General features: G+C 50.9%; 15 protein-coding genes. 11 read left to right on the top strand and 4 right to left on the bottom strand.

What is annotated here, in order from left to right; genetic code table 11:
* The first annotated feature begins 75 nt into the window (after positions 1-75).
* The 3 genes from MHN31_RS10420 (at position 76) to mutM (ending at position 3100) form a co-directional block, all read left to right on the top strand.
* Positions 76-1719, top strand: coding sequence for a methyl-accepting chemotaxis protein (locus MHN31_RS10420; protein WP_239444244.1), 1644 nt, complete (start codon positions 76-78; stop codon positions 1717-1719).
* Positions 1720-1802: 83 nt separating this feature from the next.
* A complete protein-coding gene (locus MHN31_RS10415) occupies positions 1803-2291 on the top strand; it encodes a hypothetical protein (protein WP_239444243.1) in 489 nt (162 codons plus the stop codon).
* Complete coding sequence (gene mutM / locus MHN31_RS10410) at positions 2291-3100, top strand: bifunctional DNA-formamidopyrimidine glycosylase/DNA-(apurinic or apyrimidinic site) lyase (protein ID WP_010383384.1); 810 nt, start codon at positions 2291-2293, stop codon at positions 3098-3100. The genes MHN31_RS10415 and mutM overlap by 1 nt, the downstream gene beginning before the upstream one ends.
* Here the strand turns inward: mutM and MHN31_RS10405 are convergent.
* Positions 3097-4227, bottom strand: a complete 1131-nt coding sequence (locus MHN31_RS10405; protein ID WP_239444242.1) for a M20 family metallopeptidase — start codon at positions 4225-4227, stop codon at positions 3097-3099. The two genes, mutM and MHN31_RS10405, sit on opposite strands and share 4 nt — an antisense overlap.
* 189 nt (positions 4228-4416) lie before the next feature.
* Between MHN31_RS10405 and MHN31_RS10400 the strand changes: the two genes are divergently transcribed.
* The 5 genes from MHN31_RS10400 to MHN31_RS10380 all read left to right on the top strand — a co-directional run bounded on the left by MHN31_RS10400 (position 4417) and on the right by MHN31_RS10380 (position 12297).
* A complete protein-coding gene (locus MHN31_RS10400; RefSeq protein ID WP_010383382.1) occupies positions 4417-5364 on the top strand; it encodes an ATP-grasp domain-containing protein in 948 nt (315 codons plus the stop codon).
* A gap of 58 nt (positions 5365-5422) precedes the next feature.
* The gene (locus MHN31_RS10395; RefSeq protein ID WP_239444241.1) at positions 5423-6817 is read left to right on the top strand and encodes a hypothetical protein; all 1395 of its coding nucleotides are present in this window, start codon (positions 5423-5425) and stop codon (positions 6815-6817) included.
* Positions 6818-6892: 75 nt separating this feature from the next.
* Complete coding sequence (locus tag MHN31_RS10390) at positions 6893-9484, top strand: M14 family zinc carboxypeptidase (protein ID WP_239444240.1); 2592 nt, start codon at positions 6893-6895, stop codon at positions 9482-9484.
* A gap of 82 nt (positions 9485-9566) precedes the next feature.
* Complete coding sequence (locus MHN31_RS10385) at positions 9567-12041, top strand: cation:proton antiporter (protein ID WP_239444239.1); 2475 nt, start codon at positions 9567-9569, stop codon at positions 12039-12041.
* Between the two features lie 82 nt (positions 12042-12123).
* Positions 12124-12297 carry a hypothetical protein gene (locus tag MHN31_RS10380; RefSeq protein WP_164517486.1) on the top strand — a complete coding sequence of 58 codons (174 nt, stop codon included), beginning with the start codon at positions 12124-12126 and terminating at the stop codon, positions 12295-12297.
* 59 nt (positions 12298-12356) lie between these two features.
* Here the strand turns inward: MHN31_RS10380 and MHN31_RS10375 are convergent, their stop codons facing one another.
* The 3 genes from MHN31_RS10375 to MHN31_RS10365 are packed head-to-tail and all read right to left on the bottom strand — an operon-like array spanning position 12357 to position 15023.
* Entirely contained in the window at positions 12357-12854 is a 498-nt protein-coding gene (locus MHN31_RS10375) for a DUF3299 domain-containing protein (RefSeq protein WP_125558463.1), read from the bottom strand.
* Between the two features lie 10 nt (positions 12855-12864).
* A complete protein-coding gene (locus MHN31_RS10370) occupies positions 12865-14340 on the bottom strand; it encodes an ABC transporter permease (RefSeq protein ID WP_239444238.1) in 1476 nt (491 codons plus the stop codon).
* A complete protein-coding gene (locus MHN31_RS10365; RefSeq protein ID WP_239444237.1) occupies positions 14337-15023 on the bottom strand; it encodes an ABC transporter ATP-binding protein in 687 nt (228 codons plus the stop codon). The genes MHN31_RS10370 and MHN31_RS10365 overlap by 4 nt, the downstream gene beginning before the upstream one ends.
* 195 nt (positions 15024-15218) lie before the next feature.
* Between MHN31_RS10365 and MHN31_RS10360 the strand changes: the two genes are divergently transcribed.
* From MHN31_RS10360 to MHN31_RS10350, 3 genes are read left to right on the top strand one after another with little or no spacing between them, the layout of a single operon-like run.
* Positions 15219-16322, top strand: coding sequence for a phosphoribosylaminoimidazolesuccinocarboxamide synthase (locus MHN31_RS10360; RefSeq protein ID WP_194866637.1), 1104 nt, complete (start codon positions 15219-15221; stop codon positions 16320-16322).
* 45 nt (positions 16323-16367) lie between these two features.
* On the top strand, positions 16368-17234 hold the full coding sequence (locus MHN31_RS10355; protein WP_239444236.1) for a methylamine utilization protein: 867 nt from the start codon (positions 16368-16370) through the stop codon (positions 17232-17234).
* Positions 17224-19539: an EAL domain-containing protein gene (locus tag MHN31_RS10350; protein WP_125558452.1), complete on the top strand. Its 2316-nt coding sequence runs from the start codon at positions 17224-17226 to the stop codon at positions 19537-19539. Before MHN31_RS10355 ends, MHN31_RS10350 begins: the two co-directional genes overlap by 11 nt.
* The last annotated feature ends 14 nt before the right edge of the window (positions 19540-19553 follow it).

The raw sequence follows: 19553 nt of genomic DNA, 5'->3' as shown, positions 1-19553 counted from the left end.
TTTTATCCACTTTACAGCTTCATTTCCTGCGACTAACTTTGAACTTTCAGTATGTTGCTATCATGGAGGCACAATATGGTGCAGTGGTTAATGGGATTGTCGGTAAAAAGCCGATTGGTGGTCGGGTTTGGTATTGCGCTGGCATTATTGGTCGTGATGACCATTATTGGCAGTAATCGCGTGGCATTTATCGATCAGACGCTCACAGAGATCACGGACGTCAATTCGGTGAAGCAACGTTATGCAATTAACTTTCGAGGCAGTGTGCACGATAGGGCGATTGCTATTCGGGATGTTGCGATTGCCAGAGGTGCATCTGAAATAGCTGAATATGAAAGGGAAATCGATCAGCTCGCCCGCTTCTATCAGGATTCAGACGCAAAAATGACGCAAATGATCAATTCAGGCGGGCACTTTAGTGCTCAGGAGCGTGAGATCCTGACTAGGATAAAGCGCATAGAAGCTCGGACATTACCGCTTATCCGCACCATACTGAGCAATAAAAAAGCCGGCCAGAGCGTCGATGCTCTGGTACTGGATGAAGCGCGCCCGGCCTTTATCAGCTGGCTCAATGTGATCAACGAGTTTATTGATTACCAGGAGCAGCAAAATCAAACGCTGACCCCTGCAGCGCGTGAAGCCGCGGGTGGATTTTCCCAACTTATGTTGTGGTTCACCTTTATTGCCGTGGCCATTAGTGTGCTGGTGGGCTGGGCGATAGAGCGTAGTTTCCAGCGCTCACTTGGCGGTGAGCCTCAGGATGCGGCGGCTGCGGTTACGCGGATCGCAGGGGGCGACCTGACTATGCAGATTGACACCGACTATCCCGATAGCATGCTGGATTCTGTCTGTCGAATGTCTGGTGAATTAACGCGGATCGTGACCAGCATTAAAGAGGTGTCTGAGCAGCTTTCAGTGCAGGCCAGCACCGTGACTGGCGCATCTGGAGAGATTTATGATGCCGCGCAGCACCAGGCAGAAGCCACCAGTAATACGGCGCAGATGCTCGACTCGTTGCGGGAAAATATGATGCGGGTGAGTGACATTGCTAAGCAAACGGAAGAAAATTCAACACAAACGGTGACTTTTGCTGATCAGGGGCGCCAGGCCATTCGTAATACAGCTGATGCAATGGATACCATTGCCCAGACGGTTGACGGCACAGTATCGCAGATCCAAAAGCTGGCAGAGCAGACCAAACAGATAGGTGGCATCGCCAATGTGATCAGTGGTATTTCTGAGCAGACCAACTTGCTGGCACTGAACGCTGCCATAGAAGCGGCACGAGCCGGTGAATCGGGGCGCGGGTTTGCGGTGGTGGCAGATGAAGTCCGGCAGCTGGCACGCAGAACCTTTGAAGCGACGGATCAAATAGAAACCATGATCCGGGAAGTGCAAAGCGAGACCGCTGCCACGGTTGCTGCGATGGAAAAGACGCAACCTCAGGTAGAGCATGGCCGTACACTGACGTTTGAAGCCACTGAGCTACTTGAACAGATAGATACTCAGGCACAAAATTCACTGTCTCAGGTGGGCGAAGTGGCCAGTGTTGCACAGCAACAAGCATCGGCCATTAATGACGTGGCATCGAATATGGAAGAGATCACCCTGGCAGCTCAGGATGCGATGAGCGCTTTGAATGACAATAAACAGGCCACCGGAAAACTGTCGGAAATGTCTGGTGTATTGAGTAAAAACATCGGCTTCTTTCGGATCTGAGTGTACTTAACTGACAGCGCAGGATATGATCCAGAGCCTCATCAACCCGCAATATTGCGGGGTAAACAAGCCGTGGAGTAGTTATGCGTTTGAGCCGTAAAGCATGGAATAATGTGGTGATCTTCTCTATGTTGATCATGATCTTTTTCCTTAACGGCATACACCAGAAAATTAATCCGCCAGCGGAAGAGCGCGGGAGCATGCCGCTTTTTGAACAGCAAAGTTTCGTACTGGCATTGGGTTTTCCTGGTTATAAGATTGAGCGCATAGGCACATCCTGGCGACTGAGTGCCGATCCCCAGGCAGATTGGCAGGCGCAGCCGAATGTATTGGAGGCGTTAATCACCCAGTGGCAGGAAAGCGAACTGACCGTCACTGATAATCCAGGCCTGCCAGCGAGCGCTGCATTGAGTGTTGCTCAGTTCTGGCTGGCCGGCAGTGAACTGCCCATCAGCTTTCAGCTGTATCATCAGCAACAAAGCTATTATCTTTTTGCCAGACAATCACAGCGTTGGTTTAGTATCAGTAAAGCACAGGCGCAACAGCTATTTGCCCCAATTGAGTTGAAGTAATGCCAGAATTACCAGAAGTCGAAGTCAGCCGTTTAGGCATTGAACCCCATATCCTGAGCCAGGGTGTCAGTAAAGTTATTGTGCACCAGCGTCAGTTGCGCTGGCCGGTCCCTGAGCAGGTAAGCCTGTTAGAAGGGCAAGTCATCAGTGCCGTGAAACGCCGGGCAAAATATTTACTGCTGGAAAGCCCGCTGGGCACGGCCATCTTACACCTCGGCATGTCGGGCAACCTGCGCGTTGTGGCGCAGGATACGCCGTTAAAAAAGCACGATCACATTGAGTTTCATTTTACCAATGGGCTGGCACTGCGCCTGAATGACCCGCGGCGTTTTGGCGCCTGCCTGTGGCAAGGGGCTGCTGAGGAACACAGCGTATTTGCAAAACTGGGACCGGAGCCGCTTACGGAAGCGTTTACCGCCGATCACTTGTATGCAGCCAGTCGTGGTAAAAAGGTGGCAATCAAACAATTCATTATGGACAACCATGTCGTCGTCGGGGTGGGTAATATCTACGCCAATGAATCTTTGTTTAAGGCCGGGATCCACCCTAAACGGGAAGCCGGTAAAGTGTCATTGCAACGCTACCAGCGCTTAACTCCCATCATTAAGGAGACCCTGGCCAGTGCCATAAAACAAGGTGGCACCACCCTGAAGGATTTTGCGCAAAGTGACGGTAAACCGGGCTACTTTGCGCAAGAGTTACTGGTCTATGGACGCAAGGGCGAACCTTGTGTCAGCTGCGAAACAACCCTGAAGGAGATCCGCCTGGGTCAACGTAGCACGGTATATTGCCCACAGTGCCAGCGTTAATCGTTGTCGCTTAGTGCAGCTTCTGGCTCGGCCTGATAGCACAGGCTGGCCAGGATCTGTGTTACTTGTTCAATACGCAGTGCAAAGCTGGATTTCAGTGCCCGCTCATGGATGGTGTGATCGCCATCGCCGTAGGGCCCAAAACCATCCAGGGTTGGCGTCCCTGTTGCGGCTGCGGTGTTTGCGTCGGATACCCCACCGCGATGTTCCACTGGCAATTCGTATCCCAGGATCTCATTGATCTCAGACAGTAAAGCGGATTGTTTATCCGTTGGTGCCATCACACCGCGTTGCAACCCGCCCTCTAACTTAACCGATACACCGGTCACTTCAATGGCCAGACAAATGTTCTCTATGCCTTCGAGTAAGCGTTGCTGTTCAGAAGCTTTGGTGAAGCGGGCTTCGACGACCATAGTGGCAGAAGGTGAAATGGTGTTGGCACCAATGCCCCCCTGGATTTTGCCCACATTGACCGTGCTGCCTCGTTTCAGGTCGGTCAGGGCGGACATTTCCATTAGCATGTTTGCCAGTGCGAAGTTGGCATCAATGCCATCCCGATAATGGTTACCTGCATGAGCAGCTTTGCCAGTAATGATGATGGTAAAGGTCGCAATGCCTTTGCGGGCCACAACCAGTTCATGATTTTTACCTGCAGCTTCAAAGACCAGACAGGCATCATATTGCTTGGCGATTTTTGTCGTCAGTGCTTTGCTGTCATCGCTGCCAATTTCTTCATCGCTGACCAGCAACCAGTCAATGTTATGGAGCTTGCCATATGTGCGTTTAAGCTGGCGCAATGCGTTCAGTGCAACCCAGTTGCCGCCTTTCATATCACAGACACCGGGACCATAAACACATTCTTCGTCCTGGCTAAATTCGACAAACGTTTCTGGCGGATACACAGTGTCCAGATGGCCCAGTAACAGGATCTGTTTGCCTGCGCCTCTGGGGGCGCGCAATAACAGATGATCGCCAATATGCTCCCTTTGATATCGAGTCAGTGTGTAGCCCAGGGGGGCGGCCAGTTCAATCATCTGCTCGCCGTGTGCATCAACACCCGGTTTGTGTTTACTGTAAGAATTACAACGAATTAAAGACGCGAGCTCATTAAAGTCAAGACTATCCATAACAGGTCCCTGCGGTAATTTTGGGCCCATCGTGGCGATTTTCGATGACAGTTGGGTGACGGAATTATGAACAGTTTTTGGATCCCGGGAGGTACAGAGGAACGATCAAAAATCTGTCACACAGTGCCCTGTAGAATAGCCTTCCTGACCAAATTTTATGCACCTGTTCAAGGACCAAGGAGACACTTTATGACACGCTCTGTTGCGGCGCCGCACGTTGGCATCTGGATGTACGAAAATGGTGGAGGGCGCGAGATTGAGCAGCGCCTGGTTCACGCTCTGGCAGAGCGTGGGATCCAAACCAGTACCGGGCTCAATTTACGAGATGCCCGGGCAAAAGATGGCCAGATAACCTGTAATGGTGTTGTGATGGAACAGCTGGATACGTTTTTGAGTTACAACGCCGGCCAGCAAACCCAGTTTCAGGTGTATCTCTATCAGGCGCTGAGCCAGGCCATTCCCACGTTAAACAACTATGATGCGTTTGCGCTTGCCGAAGACAAATTTCGCACCTCGCACCTACTCAACAGCCAGGGGATCTGCACCGCAGACTATCGTCTGTGTCACAAAAACGACATGGATGGGTTGAAGCACGCACTCAGAGACTTTGGTGGCAAGCTGATCTATAAGCCCACAGATGGCTGGGGTGGCGTCGGCATTGTCAAAATCGACAGTGAGCAGGCGCTGGACATGTTGTTGCCATTTCTGAGTCGTACCGACTTACGTTACTTTTATGTTGAGCGGTTTATTGACTACGACAATACCGACTTCCGTATCGATGTGGTGGATGGCAAGTTTGTCGGCTGTTATGGCCGAAAAGCGCCCAAGGATGACTGGAAAACCAATATCACCAGTGGTGGCTCTGTGTTTGTCCGTGAGCCAGACGACGAAGTGGTCGATCTGGCTATCCGCGCCGCGAACACATTAGGTCTGGAGATAGCGGGCGTTGATCTGATCTACGATCGGGAGCGGGAGGAATATGTGGTGCTGGAAGTGAATACCATACCGGCTTTCGCAACACCTGAGCAAGAAGCACTGGGGATCAATTTTAACCAGGCCAAGATCGACGCCATGGTGGATTTGATTGAGCGCACTGCGACTCAAAAGCATGCCCTGCATACGCACAAAGTGGCCTGATGGCCATATTACTGACCCATTTTACTAACCCATTAATTTTGCCAAGGTGGCCCGAGCAATGACTGCAAAACCCAAACTCCCAAAGATTGGACTTCTCTATCTGGATTACGTGTTACGTTTTTTTGATAAATCCAACTTCAAAGGTTGGCCAGATAAAATCGAAACTGTGGTATATCACTGGGGCAATGACAAAGCGCGCTTTATTGCCGAAGTGAAACAAAAGCAAATTGATGTGCTGATTGGCAATATACCCGCAACGGCTTATGAAACGTTCCGCGAAATTGCCCGTGCCTTGCCGCATGTGCGCTTTTTGCCCTCGCTGGACAGTCAGTTTTCCAATAAGTCAAAAGAGAACGTGACGCACTTTTGCCGTAAGTACAAGTTACCGGCACCGCATACCGAAATTTTTTACGTACCTGAAAAAGCAAAGCGTTATCTCAGTCAGGCCACGTATCCTAAGATCATCAAGCGCTCGTATGGTCCGTCCAATTACGGCGGCTACTTTGTGCATAAAGTGGATAACTACGATGAAGCGATGGCATTGCTGACGGAGAAAAAATACTACCCGGCTTATGTACAAGACTTTGTACCGATGGAAGCAGATATTCGTGTCATGCTGGTGGGTCATAAACCCGTATGTGCTTTCTGGCGTCGTCCTCCTGAAGGAGAGTGGTTAACCAACACCAGCCAGGGTGGCAGCATGGATTATCAGGCAGTCCCTAAGTCGGTACTTAAGCTGGCGACCGCAGCGTCAAAAGCTGCCAATGCGGAGTACTGGGCCTGCGATATTGCGCTGGGCAAAGATGGCAAGCTACGCATTTTGGAGTGTGCCACGGCATTTGCTGCATTCCCTTACATTCGAGATTGGATAGGCCAGTATCTGATGTGGCTGCTCTCGGATGGTCACTTCCGCAAGCCAACGATCCCGCTGTATAACTGGGAAGAGCTTGGCAAAATCGATTCACGTCTGCTGCGTACGATGCGTCATATCGGGTTTTCCAGTTACACTCCAAGCCAGGACTGTGGCGAGGTATTTCATGGTATGGATGAGCAACATTTTCCTATCCTGGATACCCAGTATCAGCGTCTTGAAGAGTGGCCAAGTGAGATCTGGAATTTGCAGGACAACTTTGTGTTGCACGCTAAGTCCGCCGCAGCCAAAGCCTGTCAGCCCATTCCTGGCAGTGATGAGCAGGCTGGTCTGGAGCTGAATAGTTACCCCGCGCCGACGTTCGATGATGCTCAGATCCGGGAGATCCTGGCACAGGTGAAAGGCATTGGTGACAAGATGATCGATGAGATCATGTCGACCTTTGGTGCACATGGTGTCGTTGAAGCGTTAAACACTGAGCCGCAACAACTTTGTGTGGTGAAAAACCTTAAGGACAAAAAATTAGAAAAGATCGTTGCACACTGGCAACAGGTCATGCCGTCTGGAATGACCACACATTAGTGTTTCTTGCTGTACCGGATCAGGTTGGCCTGATCCGGGTTATAGCTTTTCGTTTTCCGCAACTGAGCAACCGCTATGAAAATCCAATACGCGTCCTATCAGGACACCATAGAGTTCCTGCAAAGCGCCATGAGCGCGCACCCCCATTTGATCCGTTTACAGAGCATAGGTGAAACCTGGGAAGGTCGACCGATCATGCTGGTGACTATTTCGCTGGATGTCACTTACGCCGATGATAAACCGGCGTTACTGTATACCGGATCGATCCATGCGCGGGAGTGGATTGGCAATGAGCTGGCGGTAAAGTTTGTTCAGTATGTGATTGATAACTATCGTTTCAACCCGAAGCTGCAAAATGCTTTGACCCGTAATACTTTGTATATGGTGCCGTGCCTGAATCCAGATGGTTTTGAGTACTCCCGTAACCATTTCTCATTCTGGCGCAAGAATCGGCGTAACAATGGCGATGGGACGTTTGGGGTGGACTTAAACCGCAATTTTGATGCGAAGTTTATGCGTAATCAGAACACAGGATCGAATACCTATGGCGGGCCTCACGCGTTTTCTGAGCCAGAAACCTGTGCCATTCGTGATTTTGTAGAAAGCCACGAGAACATTCGTATCGCACTGGATTATCACTCCCAGGGCAATGTGTTTTTTCCGGCGCATAAGTTCAATCATGAAGTAGAAATCGAAGGGACCGATCTGAATGTGCTGTGCGCCAATATGAATCACGAGATCAAAAAGGTGACTGGCCGCCAGTATGGGATCCACCGGGGCAAACCGCCGGCTCAGCTGATCCACGGCAGTGGCCGCGAGTACTATTATCGCAAGGGGATCATTGCCACCGTAGTGGAAGTGGGCACGCGTAATATTCCGGATTATATGAAAAATATGTCCGAGAGTGTGGCCGAGAATATTCCGGCCGTACAATATGCGCTGAGTGAGGCGATCAATTACTCGCCGCTGGCCCCCAAGCGAGTGGAAGGCTTTACCATCAAATCCGTGGCCCATGACAGTGTTGAGCTGGAATGGCAATATGAGGATCGTGATGACATCTATTTTGAAGTCTATCGCAGTCAGCATAACAAAAACCCATGTGGCGAAGAGACCTTAGTCGCCATTACTAAAACGCTGAGCTTTACGGACAGTCAGCTGCTCAGCGGACACAGTTATTTTTACAACATTCGTGCCGTGGATAAGGTGACCAAGATAAAATCGCCATTCAGCCCGGAGCTGCGGCTGAAAACCCGTCTGGCACGAACCGAAAGCGCCCGTACTTTATTCCCTGCCCGTGAGTCGGTGGGCTACTTATCGCAAAATAATCAGGTCAAAAATAAAGAACACTTTGGTTATAACTCTATGTTTATCGGGGTTGATAAGAAGCGTGGTGTTAGCATGGGCGTGGTGCAGTTTGATCTCAGCAGTATCAACGCAGGATCGCAGATCTTAAGCGCCCAGTTTTTTATTTATCCCATGAATCGGGTGGCGGCCAAAATTGAAAAATATGGTGAATGGTCGGTGGCGATCCTTGATGCTGATCAGATTGAAGACATCTATGACTACGCTACCATTGCAGAGGCTAAGCCTTTGCACACGCTGGGGCAAACCATTGAGTCTGACAAACTGACTCAGGGGATCTGGCTGAAATGGCAGTTTAATGGCGTTGAGCGTAGCTTGCTGGCCAAACTCTTAAAACAGCAGCGTCTGTTACTGCGGTTGCAGGGGCCTAAAAAATTGCCGCTGGGTAAAGACTCTCAGGTGATGCAGTTTGATATCGGCTATGGGCCATTTGGTAGCGGCTTACATTATCGGCCCAATCTGGAGCTGGTTTATCAGTTGCCCGAACAGCAACTGGTCCTGAGTCCATTGGCCTGTAATACCATTTATAAAGACAAAGTAGTGGCCGACAAATTGGCATCCGGGTTCGATACCGAAGGCGATATTGTGTACGGACAGATGTCGTTTGACTTAAATGTGGATTTACCTGTGGAACGCACGGTATTCACCAATGCCTGCCTGACTGTGCGCTCGTGCAATTCCATCGCGTCTGCGCGGGACGTGCGCTTTACCATAGAATTGGTGGAATTGCGGGACGTGGATTATCAACACGTTAAACAACGCCAGAAAATAGAGTATATCGGCTATGAGGTCAGCAACGAACAACTCAGAGAGCGTGCTGAACATCACTTTATTTTCGATAGCTACAGCTTGCAGGAGCTGGAGCGCTTGCATCAGGCACAGACGCCTTTTTACTTTATTATTCGCGCCACGGCGGAGTCGCAGGCAACGGATGCGCTGGTAAACTGGACCAACTGTCAGGATCAGCAACCCGCGCAGCTGAAAATAGACTATATCGCACGACGCAAACATCCGGTGGCTGCGCCACATAATCTGCAAACTCAGGTCGAAAACGGCGTGGTGAAACTGACCTGGGATAATGAAGAGGATGAGGATCTGGTGGGCTTTTTCGTGGTACGTAACCGCTTCCATCCGCCACGTTCTCCGTTTGATGGCGTAAAGCTGTATGGCGGTCGGGACAACTATACCCTGGATAATTTTGGTACGCCGGATATTGCTAAGTACTATGCGGTGTTTAGCTATGATGATGTGCCCAATTACTCGCAGCCAGTGACGATTTACTATCCAGGCAAAGCTGAGGACTGAGTTTTTTGCCCATAAACTAACAGGGCCAGCCTGAGTGAACTAAGCTTACTGCATTCTGAGCCTATCGGTTAAGGTGGCTGGTATGCAGTTTGAATCTGGCATTCTGGTCCTGGTTTTTTTGATCCTGGCCCTGTTTATAGGGGCGCTGACCCGGCATGTCCTGAAAAATACCCAGATCCCCTATACCGTAGCGCTGTTGGTGATTGGGATCTGTATTGGTCTGGCACAGCGCGGCGATGTCTTTAGTGGTGACACTCAGATGGTCGGCGATACCTTAGCCCTGGTTGCCGACATTGACCCGCACCTGTTTTTATTTTTATTCCTGCCTACGCTTATCTTTGAGAGCGCTTTTGCGATGGAAGTGCACTTATTCCGCCGCATGTTTACCCAGATTGCTATTTTGGCCGTGCCTGGCCTGATGCTGGCCATCTGGCTGACGGCCGAATTATTACATATGAGCGTGCCTGAGCACTGGCAATGGAGCTGGGCCATGTGCCTGATGTTCGGTGCCCTGATCAGTGCTACCGACCCGGTTGCTGTGGTGGCTTTACTGAAGGAAGTGAGTTCGCGTAAACGCCTCGAAACCCTGATTGAGGGCGAGTCCTTGCTCAATGATGGTACCGCCATCGTGTTTTTCAGTTTGTTCTATGTCTGGGTGCTGGCCAGCAGCGGCGGAGAGGGAGCCATGATGGCTTCACCGCTGCAAGCTGTCGGGCAGTTTGCCGGTGTGGTACTGGTCGGTTTGGCGATAGGTCTGGTACTGGGTGGGTTGTGCATTATATGGATCGATCGGGTATTTAACGATCCTATGATAGAGATCACGCTAACCATCGCGGCGGCATATTCAGCGTTTTTCATTTCAGAATCGTTTCATGTCTCCGGTGTAGTGGCTGTGGTGACGCTTGCGCTGGTACTGGCCAGTGTGGGGCGAACCCGGATCAGCCCGGAAGTAGCTGGGTTTTTACATCATTTCTGGGAAATGATGGCGCACATTGCCAATACCTGTATTTTTCTGCTGGTGGGGATCCTGGTGGCCATTCGGGTGCCGCTGGATGATCTACAGGCGTGGCAGACCCTGGGTATTTTATATGTTGGGATCATGCTGATCCGCGCGACATCCATCACTGTGTTTACACCGCTGTTGAGCCGCATAGGGGTCGGTATTACCTTTGAAAAAGCCAGTGTCTTATGCTGGGGCGGGTTGCGAGGAGCTGTGTCACTGGCGCTGGCTTTGACGGTGGCTGCGAGCGAGACGATCCCAAAGGAGATCAGTGATCGTATGTTGTTTCTATGTGCCGGGATTGTGGTTCTGACGATTTTAATCAATGGGGGCACTATGGGCGTGTTGCTGAAGTTTCTGCGCCTCGACAGCCTGCCTCCAGCCAAACAGGCTACGGTTGACAAAGCCAATCAGCAAGTGGCCAATACCCTGCAAACCATGCTGCCGACTATGATGGACAGCCCATTTTTACGTGGGGCTGACTGGCAGCAGGTGAAAACCCAGGTCAAGCTCGGGGCTATGGCACAAACAGATGCAGATGCGCCGATCGATCAGTCGGACTTAGACACGGCTTTTTTGCGTCGTTTACTGGAAACCGAACGTAAACACTACTGGACTCAGTTTGAGCAAGGCACATTGGGTAAACGGGCAACCAATTTGCTGGTTGAAGCGGTTGAACTGGCACTGGATGGTGAGCCCTGCATCGGTCAGCGTGATAGCTTGTTGGCAACCTGGCAAGTACCAGGCTGGCTAGAGCGAATGCGGGGTATCGCCTGGTTAGAGCGGACGTTATTACGGTTGTATTTTGAGCGTCTGGTAGTGGGGTATGATGTGGCCAGGGGCTTTATTCAGGCGCAGGAAGCGCTGGAAAGTCATATTGATACTTTGTCGCCGAATGCACAGATAGCGACACAGGTGCGCCAGCAGGTGCAGGATAATATGGCTCAGACCATCGCGCGGATCAATGAGCTTCAGGAAACGTTTCCGGATATAGTACAGGCGCTTCAGTCACAGGCTGCAATCCGGTTACTGCTGAACCGTGAGCGGGCTGTGATTAAAGAGCAGCTCAAGCTGGCGGTGCTCGACAAACCCGAAGCCAGCCGGTTGCTGGAAGATGTCGAAAAACGTATGGCGGCGCTGCAACAGGTATCGATTTTTCGCCAGACGGAGGCGGCACAATTGGATCAGCAGATCCCCTGGTTACACGGCGTCACACAGAGCACCCGCGAACAGATCAGCAGCTGCCAGGAGCGCGGTATTTATGATGTGGGTCAGGTGTTGATAAGGCAAGGTAAAGCGCTGAATAAACTGGGTGTGATTTACCGGGGCAGTGTACGTGAAGTGGTTGCAGGTAAGCAGGGTAATAGCCAGGTTGTTGTCAGAGGGCCGGGCGAGACACTTGGCATAACGGCTTTACTAACGGGGTCATCTGCTCTGGATTATCTGGCTGAAACGCCCTGTGAAGTGGTGTGGATCCCGGTTGATAAGCTGAAAGCACTGATGCAGGAAGACCCCACATTGATGTATATCCTCTGTCAGCAGCTGGCTCAGAGGTAACTTTACATTTGACTAAAATATGTGCAAAAGTGGAAAGGTGCTAAACAGCACATCTTTAAAGACAACAATAAGGAAATACACTATGAAATTACAATTAAACAAAAAATCGATCAAGCAGTTGGGTGGCCAGACGCGTTTACTGGATGGTGCACAAACACCGCAGGTTGCCGGTGGCGTGCGTTATACTGAGCGTGACTCGTGTAACACGATTGCTGTTATATGCGATACCTATCATTTCAGAAGCTGTCTGTGCTAAGGCTGGACTGACTATCTTGTGGCTCATCATTGAGCCACTTTCAGACTGATAACCGACGTTTATAATTCAAACGGCGCGACGCCAACTGCTTCCATTTTATAACCGGTTTGTGCCAGATCGCCTTTCCAGGTGGCGACCTTCATAGTACCCGTCACGGTAATCGCATCATACAGGCTGTCGATGGGCACCCCATTCTTGATTTTGACATGCACGATCTGGTTGGGCGGCGGTGGTGGCACGTGAATACAGGCTCCGAAGTAAGGCACCAGTAAGAACTCAGTGATCACTTCACTGTCTCCTTCAAGCGGGACTACAAACCCGGGTAAGCTCACCTGTTTACCATCTAAGCTTTTAACAACCGGGGCATCGAGATCCGGCTGTACCCAGTTTTGCTGATCGCCATCATGACTGGCCGCGGCGTCCTGATTGCTGATTTGGACATGGCCTTTTGGGATCAGATCATCCCAGAAAATTTCTTTAGGCGGTGCTGCCTGCGCCTGCACGCAAAACAGCATCAGCGTTGTGCAAAGCCAGAAAATAGTGCGTAATGGTGTCATTCAAAACCTCTTATAGCTTGATGCTCATGCCATCGCTGAGCGAATAGAAATAGGCTCGGGTTGCAGGCAATATGCCCATCAGTGTGCCGGCCGCCATAATAACCCCGATCAACATGAGTTCATAGTGACTGAGCAGTGAAATGCTCAGGCTAACTCCGAACTGACTTTGCAGCGTGCCTTGTGCCAGTGCAATCAGGGCGTAAAACAAGGCAATGCCTAATGTGCAGCCTGCTGCGGTAATTAAGATAGCTTCGCTGCTCATTAGAGTGAAAATGTGTCGTGGTCGCGCGCCCACAGAGCGCAAAATGGCCAATTCTCGGCGGCGCTGGTTCAGCGTCGCCAACAAGGTGGTCAGCATGCCCAGCAGGCTGATCAAGACCACCACGGCAGAAAACAGCAGCAGGATCTTTTCTACCAGGCCCAGCATGCGCCACAGCTCACGTAATGTAACGCCGGGCATGATGGCCAGCAGCGGCTCTGCTTTGTAATTATTGATATTACGGCGGATCTGCAAGGTGTATAGCGGGGAGTCCAGCCCCATTAAAAATGCCGTGATCTGTTTGGGTTCACCAATCAGATCGCCATGCAGATCTGCGGGGGCTGGTACCGCAACTGCGACGGTGTCGGGTTTATCGTGTCCATGACCGTGGTCATGGCTGTCATGGTGCTCATGTTCATCTGCATGGTCGTGGTCGTGGCTGTCATGGTCGTGGTCATGGCTGTCATGGTGCTCATGTTCATCTGCATGGCCGTGGTCATGGCTGTCATGGTGCCCATGTTCATCTTGATGGTCATGCTTGTGTCCAGCTGGCTGTTTTGGCTTACCTAGCATGCGGGGAGTTGATTTAGGCTGGCTATGCATGGCCTCGATGGCCGCCAGTGGCACATGCACGGTTTTATCGACCGGTGTGCCGGTCGGTGCCAGGATCCCAACTATAGTCATCGGATTATCATCGTGATGATGGAAGCTGGTATTGCCCATACCGTGTGAAATCACAATTTGCTGACCAAGCTGATAATGCATTTTTTGGGCGACGTCACTGCCCAGCACCACTTCCTGTGCATTAACAAAAGCGCGGCCTGCGGTGAAAGCCAGCGTTTGTTTCTTACCATAGCGAAAGTGTTCAAAGTAAGCGCTGTCGGTGCCCAGTACCGCATGACCTTTGTGGCTGTCGCCCAGGCTGATGGGAATAGTCCAGCTCACTCCTCGCTGCGCCTTGATATCCTGATAGCTGTCCCAGCTTACACTATTATTGGTATGACCAATACGAAAGACACTGGAGAGCAGCAGCTGGATGTCGCCACTTCGGGCACCGACGATAAGATCGGTACCTGATACGGTATTGCTAAAGCTGCTTTTCGCTTCCTGACGCACCCTTTCAATGGTCAGCAGCAGCATCACACTGATGGCAATAGTGAACAGGGTCAGCAGCACGCTGGCCTTGCGGTTGAGCATACTTTTGCTCGCCAGACTGATTAATCTCATTGGCTTGCTCCGTTTAATTCAACCAGACTCAGGTGTTTGTCAAACAAAGGGGCCAGGCTGCTGTCATGACTGACGAACAAAATGGTTGCGCCATATTGGCTGGCCTCTTTAAATAGTAACTCGATAAAGGTATTGCGATTGTCGGCATCCAGTGCGGAGGTGGGCTCGTCAGCAATGATCAACTCAGGCTGACCAATAAAGGCCCGGGCTGCGGCAACACGTTGTTGCTGGCCAATACTCAGCTGAGCCACAGAACGTGACATGATGCTGGCATCCAGACCAAGTTCCTGTAACAACAGCTCGGCCTGCTGAGCCAGGGTTTTACCCGACGCCTTAATGCGGTCGGTACGGCTGCGGGAAAAATGGCAGCCGAGCATGACATTTTCAACCGGACTCAGGTAGGGCAGTAAATTGAAGTTCTGAAAAATTGTGCCGATGTGATCGGCTCTGAATTTGTCTCTGGCGGCATCGCTGAGCTGTGCCAGATCACTGTTAAGCAAGCGGATGCTGCCGGCTTCTGCCTTGTTAATTCCGCTCAACAGTCCCAGTAGCGTTGATTTACCACTGCCGCTTGGGCCATGTAAAAAGACCCGCTCACCGGCGGCGACTTCAAGTTTGGGTATGTTGAGGGTGGCGTCGGCGGCACCGGGCCAGCGAAAAATCAGGTCGTTAATCTCTAACATAGTCTCACATCAATGGCGGATCACGCCCGCATCATAAAATACTTGTGCCGCAAGCTAAACCCACCTGCGGCATATCGCCGTTCAGTGCGGTAAAGCAATTGTGATTTGTTGGCTGCTCGACTATCATACACCGCTCTAACCCCCTCTGTATTTTGCGTCCTTTAGCAAGACGCAGCCGTTCTCTATGGAGATACAATGAGTAGCTACAAAGTTCTAGACGTCAATGACGATCTACCCATTCGCACCAAAGGTGCTGTGCACAGTGGTAAAGTACGTTCAGTTTATTGGTTAACCGACCAGGACAGTGCCCGTTTGATCGAAGAAAAAGGCTATGATGTGCCTGCCGGAACAGAGCTGGCGATCATGGTGATCTCGGATCGCATCTCGGCCTTTGACTGCATCTGGCAGGGCGAAAATGGCCTCAATGGTGTACCGGGCAAAGGTATCGCACTGAACAGTGTCGCCGCCCATTGGTTTAAACTATTCGATGAAGCGGGTCTGGCAGGTAATCACATTGTGGATATACCTCACCCATACGTGTGGATCGTGCGCAAAGCCAGCACCGTGCGCGTCGAAGCCATCGCCCGCCAATATATCACCGGCAGCATGTGGCGCGACTACAGCAAAGGTGTACGTGAGTTCTGTGGGATCAATTTGCCAGAAGGCCTGACTGCGCATCAAAAGCTTGATGATGTGCTGATCACGCCGTCAACAAAAGGGATCATTCGTGGCCTGCCAGATGTGCCGGAAGTCGATGATGTGAATATCACACGCCGCAATATCACGGATAACCTGGATGCGTTTAACTTTAAGTCAGACGCCGATGTGGCCCGTTATGAGCAGCTGCTGAGCGAGGGCTTTGCGTTGATCTCTAAAGAGCTGGCCAAGCTGGATCAAATCTTTGTGGACACCAAATTTGAATTTGGTTACGTAGAAGATAAAGATGGCAGTGAACGCCTAATCTACATTGATGAGGTAGGCACGCCGGATTCATCACGGATCTGGGATGGCCCGGCATACCGTGACGGTAAAATTGTTGAGAACTCTAAAGAGGGCTTCCGTCAGTTATTGATCAACAATGTACCGGATAGCGATGTATTGCTGAACAAAGACCGCATGAGCGAGCGAGAACAGCTGGCTGCCAGTTATAAGTTGCCTGAGCAGGTGATGATGTCGGTGTCAGATACGTACGTGGGCATCGCCAGTAAAATTGTGGGCCAACAGCTCAGTATTCCTCAGAACCCACGTGATGAGGTAATTGCCGTACTGGATAAAGAGTATGGCCTGATTGACGCCTGAGTAGTCTGAAAAACATAAAGAAAGCGGCGATAAGCCGCTTTTTTTATGGCTGTTTTTACGCTGGATGCTGGCGTGAATGTGTATTCGTCCTTGCTTTTCTTTTCAGCGTCACTTTTACTTAAGGTAAGCAAGTGGCTCAGGCAAATTTCCATGAACGTCAGCGGGCATAACCCGGTAAGGATCGCACAAGGGCACCTGATCGTGATCAGGCGAGCGCTGGGGCGTGCACGAAAGATAGTTGGCCTGCGTATGTTTGCCTGGCCAGTGTACGTTTGGGTACTTGCCACCTTAGGTGGCCCTGTTTATGGGGCTGAGAATGCACTCGGCAATGGTGCAGGTAACGGATACACCCTTCAATTGCGTGATCAGCACGGTGCGCCTTTACCTGATGTGGTGGTTGAAGTGGTTGCCCCCTTACGTGCGGGCAAGGTGCAGCAAGTCGCCGTGATGGATCAGGTCAATAAACAATTTCAGCCCAGACTGTTGACTATAATGCAGGGCCAGGCGGTGAGCTTTCCCAACAGTGATGATATTCGTCATCATGTCTATTCTTTTTCTGAGACCAAGCGTTTTGAGCTTAAATTATATGCGGGTACACCTATTCAACCGATACGATTTGAACAACCGGGGGTCGTTGTTCTAGGATGTAATATTCATGATTCAATGGTGGGCTATATCTATGTTTCTCAATCAAAAGACGTGCTTACCAGCGATCAATCGGGCACAGTGCAGTTACCTGCTTATGCGCAGCAAGTGGCTATCTGGCATGCACAACAAACACAGGATATCGACACTCGCAGGATAGTGACGGTGACAGAATTACAACAATCCGGGTCTGCTATTGTAGAAACACAGGCACCGGCACCCAGAAACACATTCTCGGAGATGTTTAAGGATCATCATGGGCACTAGTTTTAAAAATCGTATTATCGCCTTGTGCGTCGGTTTGGTACTGCTGACAGCGGTTGCCAGCTTAGCCAGTTTCTGGTGGTCTACCAGCCAGTTCAATGAGCGCAAGGTGCAGCAGGATATTCAGACGGCGCAAAATGTCTATCAGCAATATCTCAGTGCCAAAGAGCGTTTGCTGGTGACCGCCGCTACGGTACTGACGCAAGATTTTGGCTTTAAACAGGCGGTTGCAACGCGCGATGCACCGACCATTGAAAGCGTGCTGTTTAATCACAGTCAGCGTATCGATGCTGATCTGATGTTGCTGCTGGACGTGCGCGGTCAACTGATCTCTGCCAATCAGGCCGAAATTGAGCTGGCTGAAGATCTGCGCCCGTTGCTCAGAGAGTTGTTAAATCATACCGAACAGTCTGCTTTTGTCAGCCTGGATAAACAATTGTATCAGGCCATTATTTTGCCCGTGAAGGCACCACGTACCATTGCTTTTGCGATTGTTGGCTTTGCCGTTGATACGGAAGTGGCGGGTCAGCTGCGTGAACTGACAGGAATGGAAATGAGCTTTATTGGCCATGGTGAGCAGATCAAAGCCAGCTCGTTGCGTTTGCCCGAATCCCAGGATCTGTTCGCCTATCTGCATGAGCAAAAAATCACCCGCTGGCTGAGCGAGTTTCCGGTTTATATTAATGCGGAGGTTGCTTTGCCCGCGTTGAACTCTTCTCCGGTTAGTTTGGTATTAAGCGCTGATATGACCAAAGACTATCAGGAATTCGATCAGCTGGTGTTGACCATTATTTTATCGTCCTGTGTGACCATGCTGTTTGGCTTTGTGGCCAGTGGCTTTTTAGCGCGGAACCTGGCCACCCCGTTACAGCAGCTAACGGTGATGGCACGTCGATTTGCTTTGGGTGACTACGAAGCCACCGTACATGAATCGAGACCGACTAAAGAGATCTGCCAGCTGGTTGATGCCTTCCATGAAATGGGCGATGACATTCAGGCGCGGGAAAAGCAAATTCGTTATCAGGCCAGCCACGATGGTCTGACACGCTTTTACAATCGGGCGGCCGCCATGGAGAAGCTTACCCGCTTGTTGCAAGATGGCCGTGTCTATTATCTGCTGGTTGTGGACATTAAAGGTCTCAGGCACATTAACGATAAGCTGGGTCCACGTGTGGGCGATAGCTGTATTCAGGCCGTTGCACAGCGGATTGAACAAATCGGTGCCAGTTTTGAAGGGCTGAATGCCCGGCTCGGTGGGGATGAGTTTTTAACTGTGCTGGCGGCCAAAGAAGACAGTTCAATGGAAGGCTGTGTCGCGGGATTTCTGAGTGCGCTGAACCAGCCCTACCAGGTACAGAAACTGGAGATCAATCTGCGCTTTAGTGTGGGGGTAGTCCATTACCCTGAGCAGGCAGACGATCCGGAAGATCTGGTACGCCGTGCTTTGATTGCAGCAGACAATGCGGCGCAGCAGGGCAGTAATTCAGTGTATTTTTATCAAACCGGCGAAGACGAAGCCTACCTGGAGCGCTTATTGATCATTGATGAGCTCAAAGCGGCGCTGCAAAGTGACGACGGCCAGCTGTTTATGACTTATCAGCCTAAGCTCAACATGCACAGTCAGCAGGTAGATAAGGTGGAATCATTGATCCGCTGGCAGCGGCGTAATGGCGAGTGGGTCTCGCCTGAGTTTTTCATTGACCTGGCAGAGCAGTCTGGGCTGATCGTCGAGCTGACTCAGTGGGTGCTTAAAACGGTGGTAGCGCAGGTTGCCAACTGGGTTGAGCAAGGGATCACCATGAAAGCGGCCATCAATGTGTCGGCACAGGATATTGCGGATCCCGACTTTGTACCCCATCTGGAAGCCATGCTGGATCGCTATCAGATATCGCCTTCATTGATCACCATAGAGCTGACAGAGCGGGATATGATCGAGAATGAAGAGAAAGGGATTGCCGCACTTAAAGTGCTCAAAGAGATTGGCGTACATATTTCACTGGACGATTACGGTGTCGGGCAGACCTCACTGGGCCGCTTAAAAATGCTACCGATTGATGAGCTCAAGCTGGATAAGGTGTTTATTCTGAAGCTGGCCGAAACACATCAGGATCAGTGTATTGTGCGCTCCACTATCAGTCTGGGTCATCAACTTGGTTTCTCTGTGGTTGCTGAAGGGGTCGAGGATAAAGCGTCTTTGGAGCTGCTCAAAGAAATGGGGTGTGATTATGCTCAGGGGTATTATCTGAGTAAACCACTGAAGGCGGAGCTGTTGACACAATGGCTTGGCCAGTATCATGAAGCAGGCTAGTCTCTGTTTAGTCG

The sequence above is a fragment of the Pseudoalteromonas sp. McH1-42 genome (genome assembly GCF_022347845.1).
GTDB lineage: Bacteria > Pseudomonadota > Gammaproteobacteria > Enterobacterales > Alteromonadaceae > Pseudoalteromonas > Pseudoalteromonas rubra_D.
The sequence above is the reverse complement of the archived record's forward strand: the minus strand, read 5'-3'. Positions and strand labels throughout refer to the sequence as shown.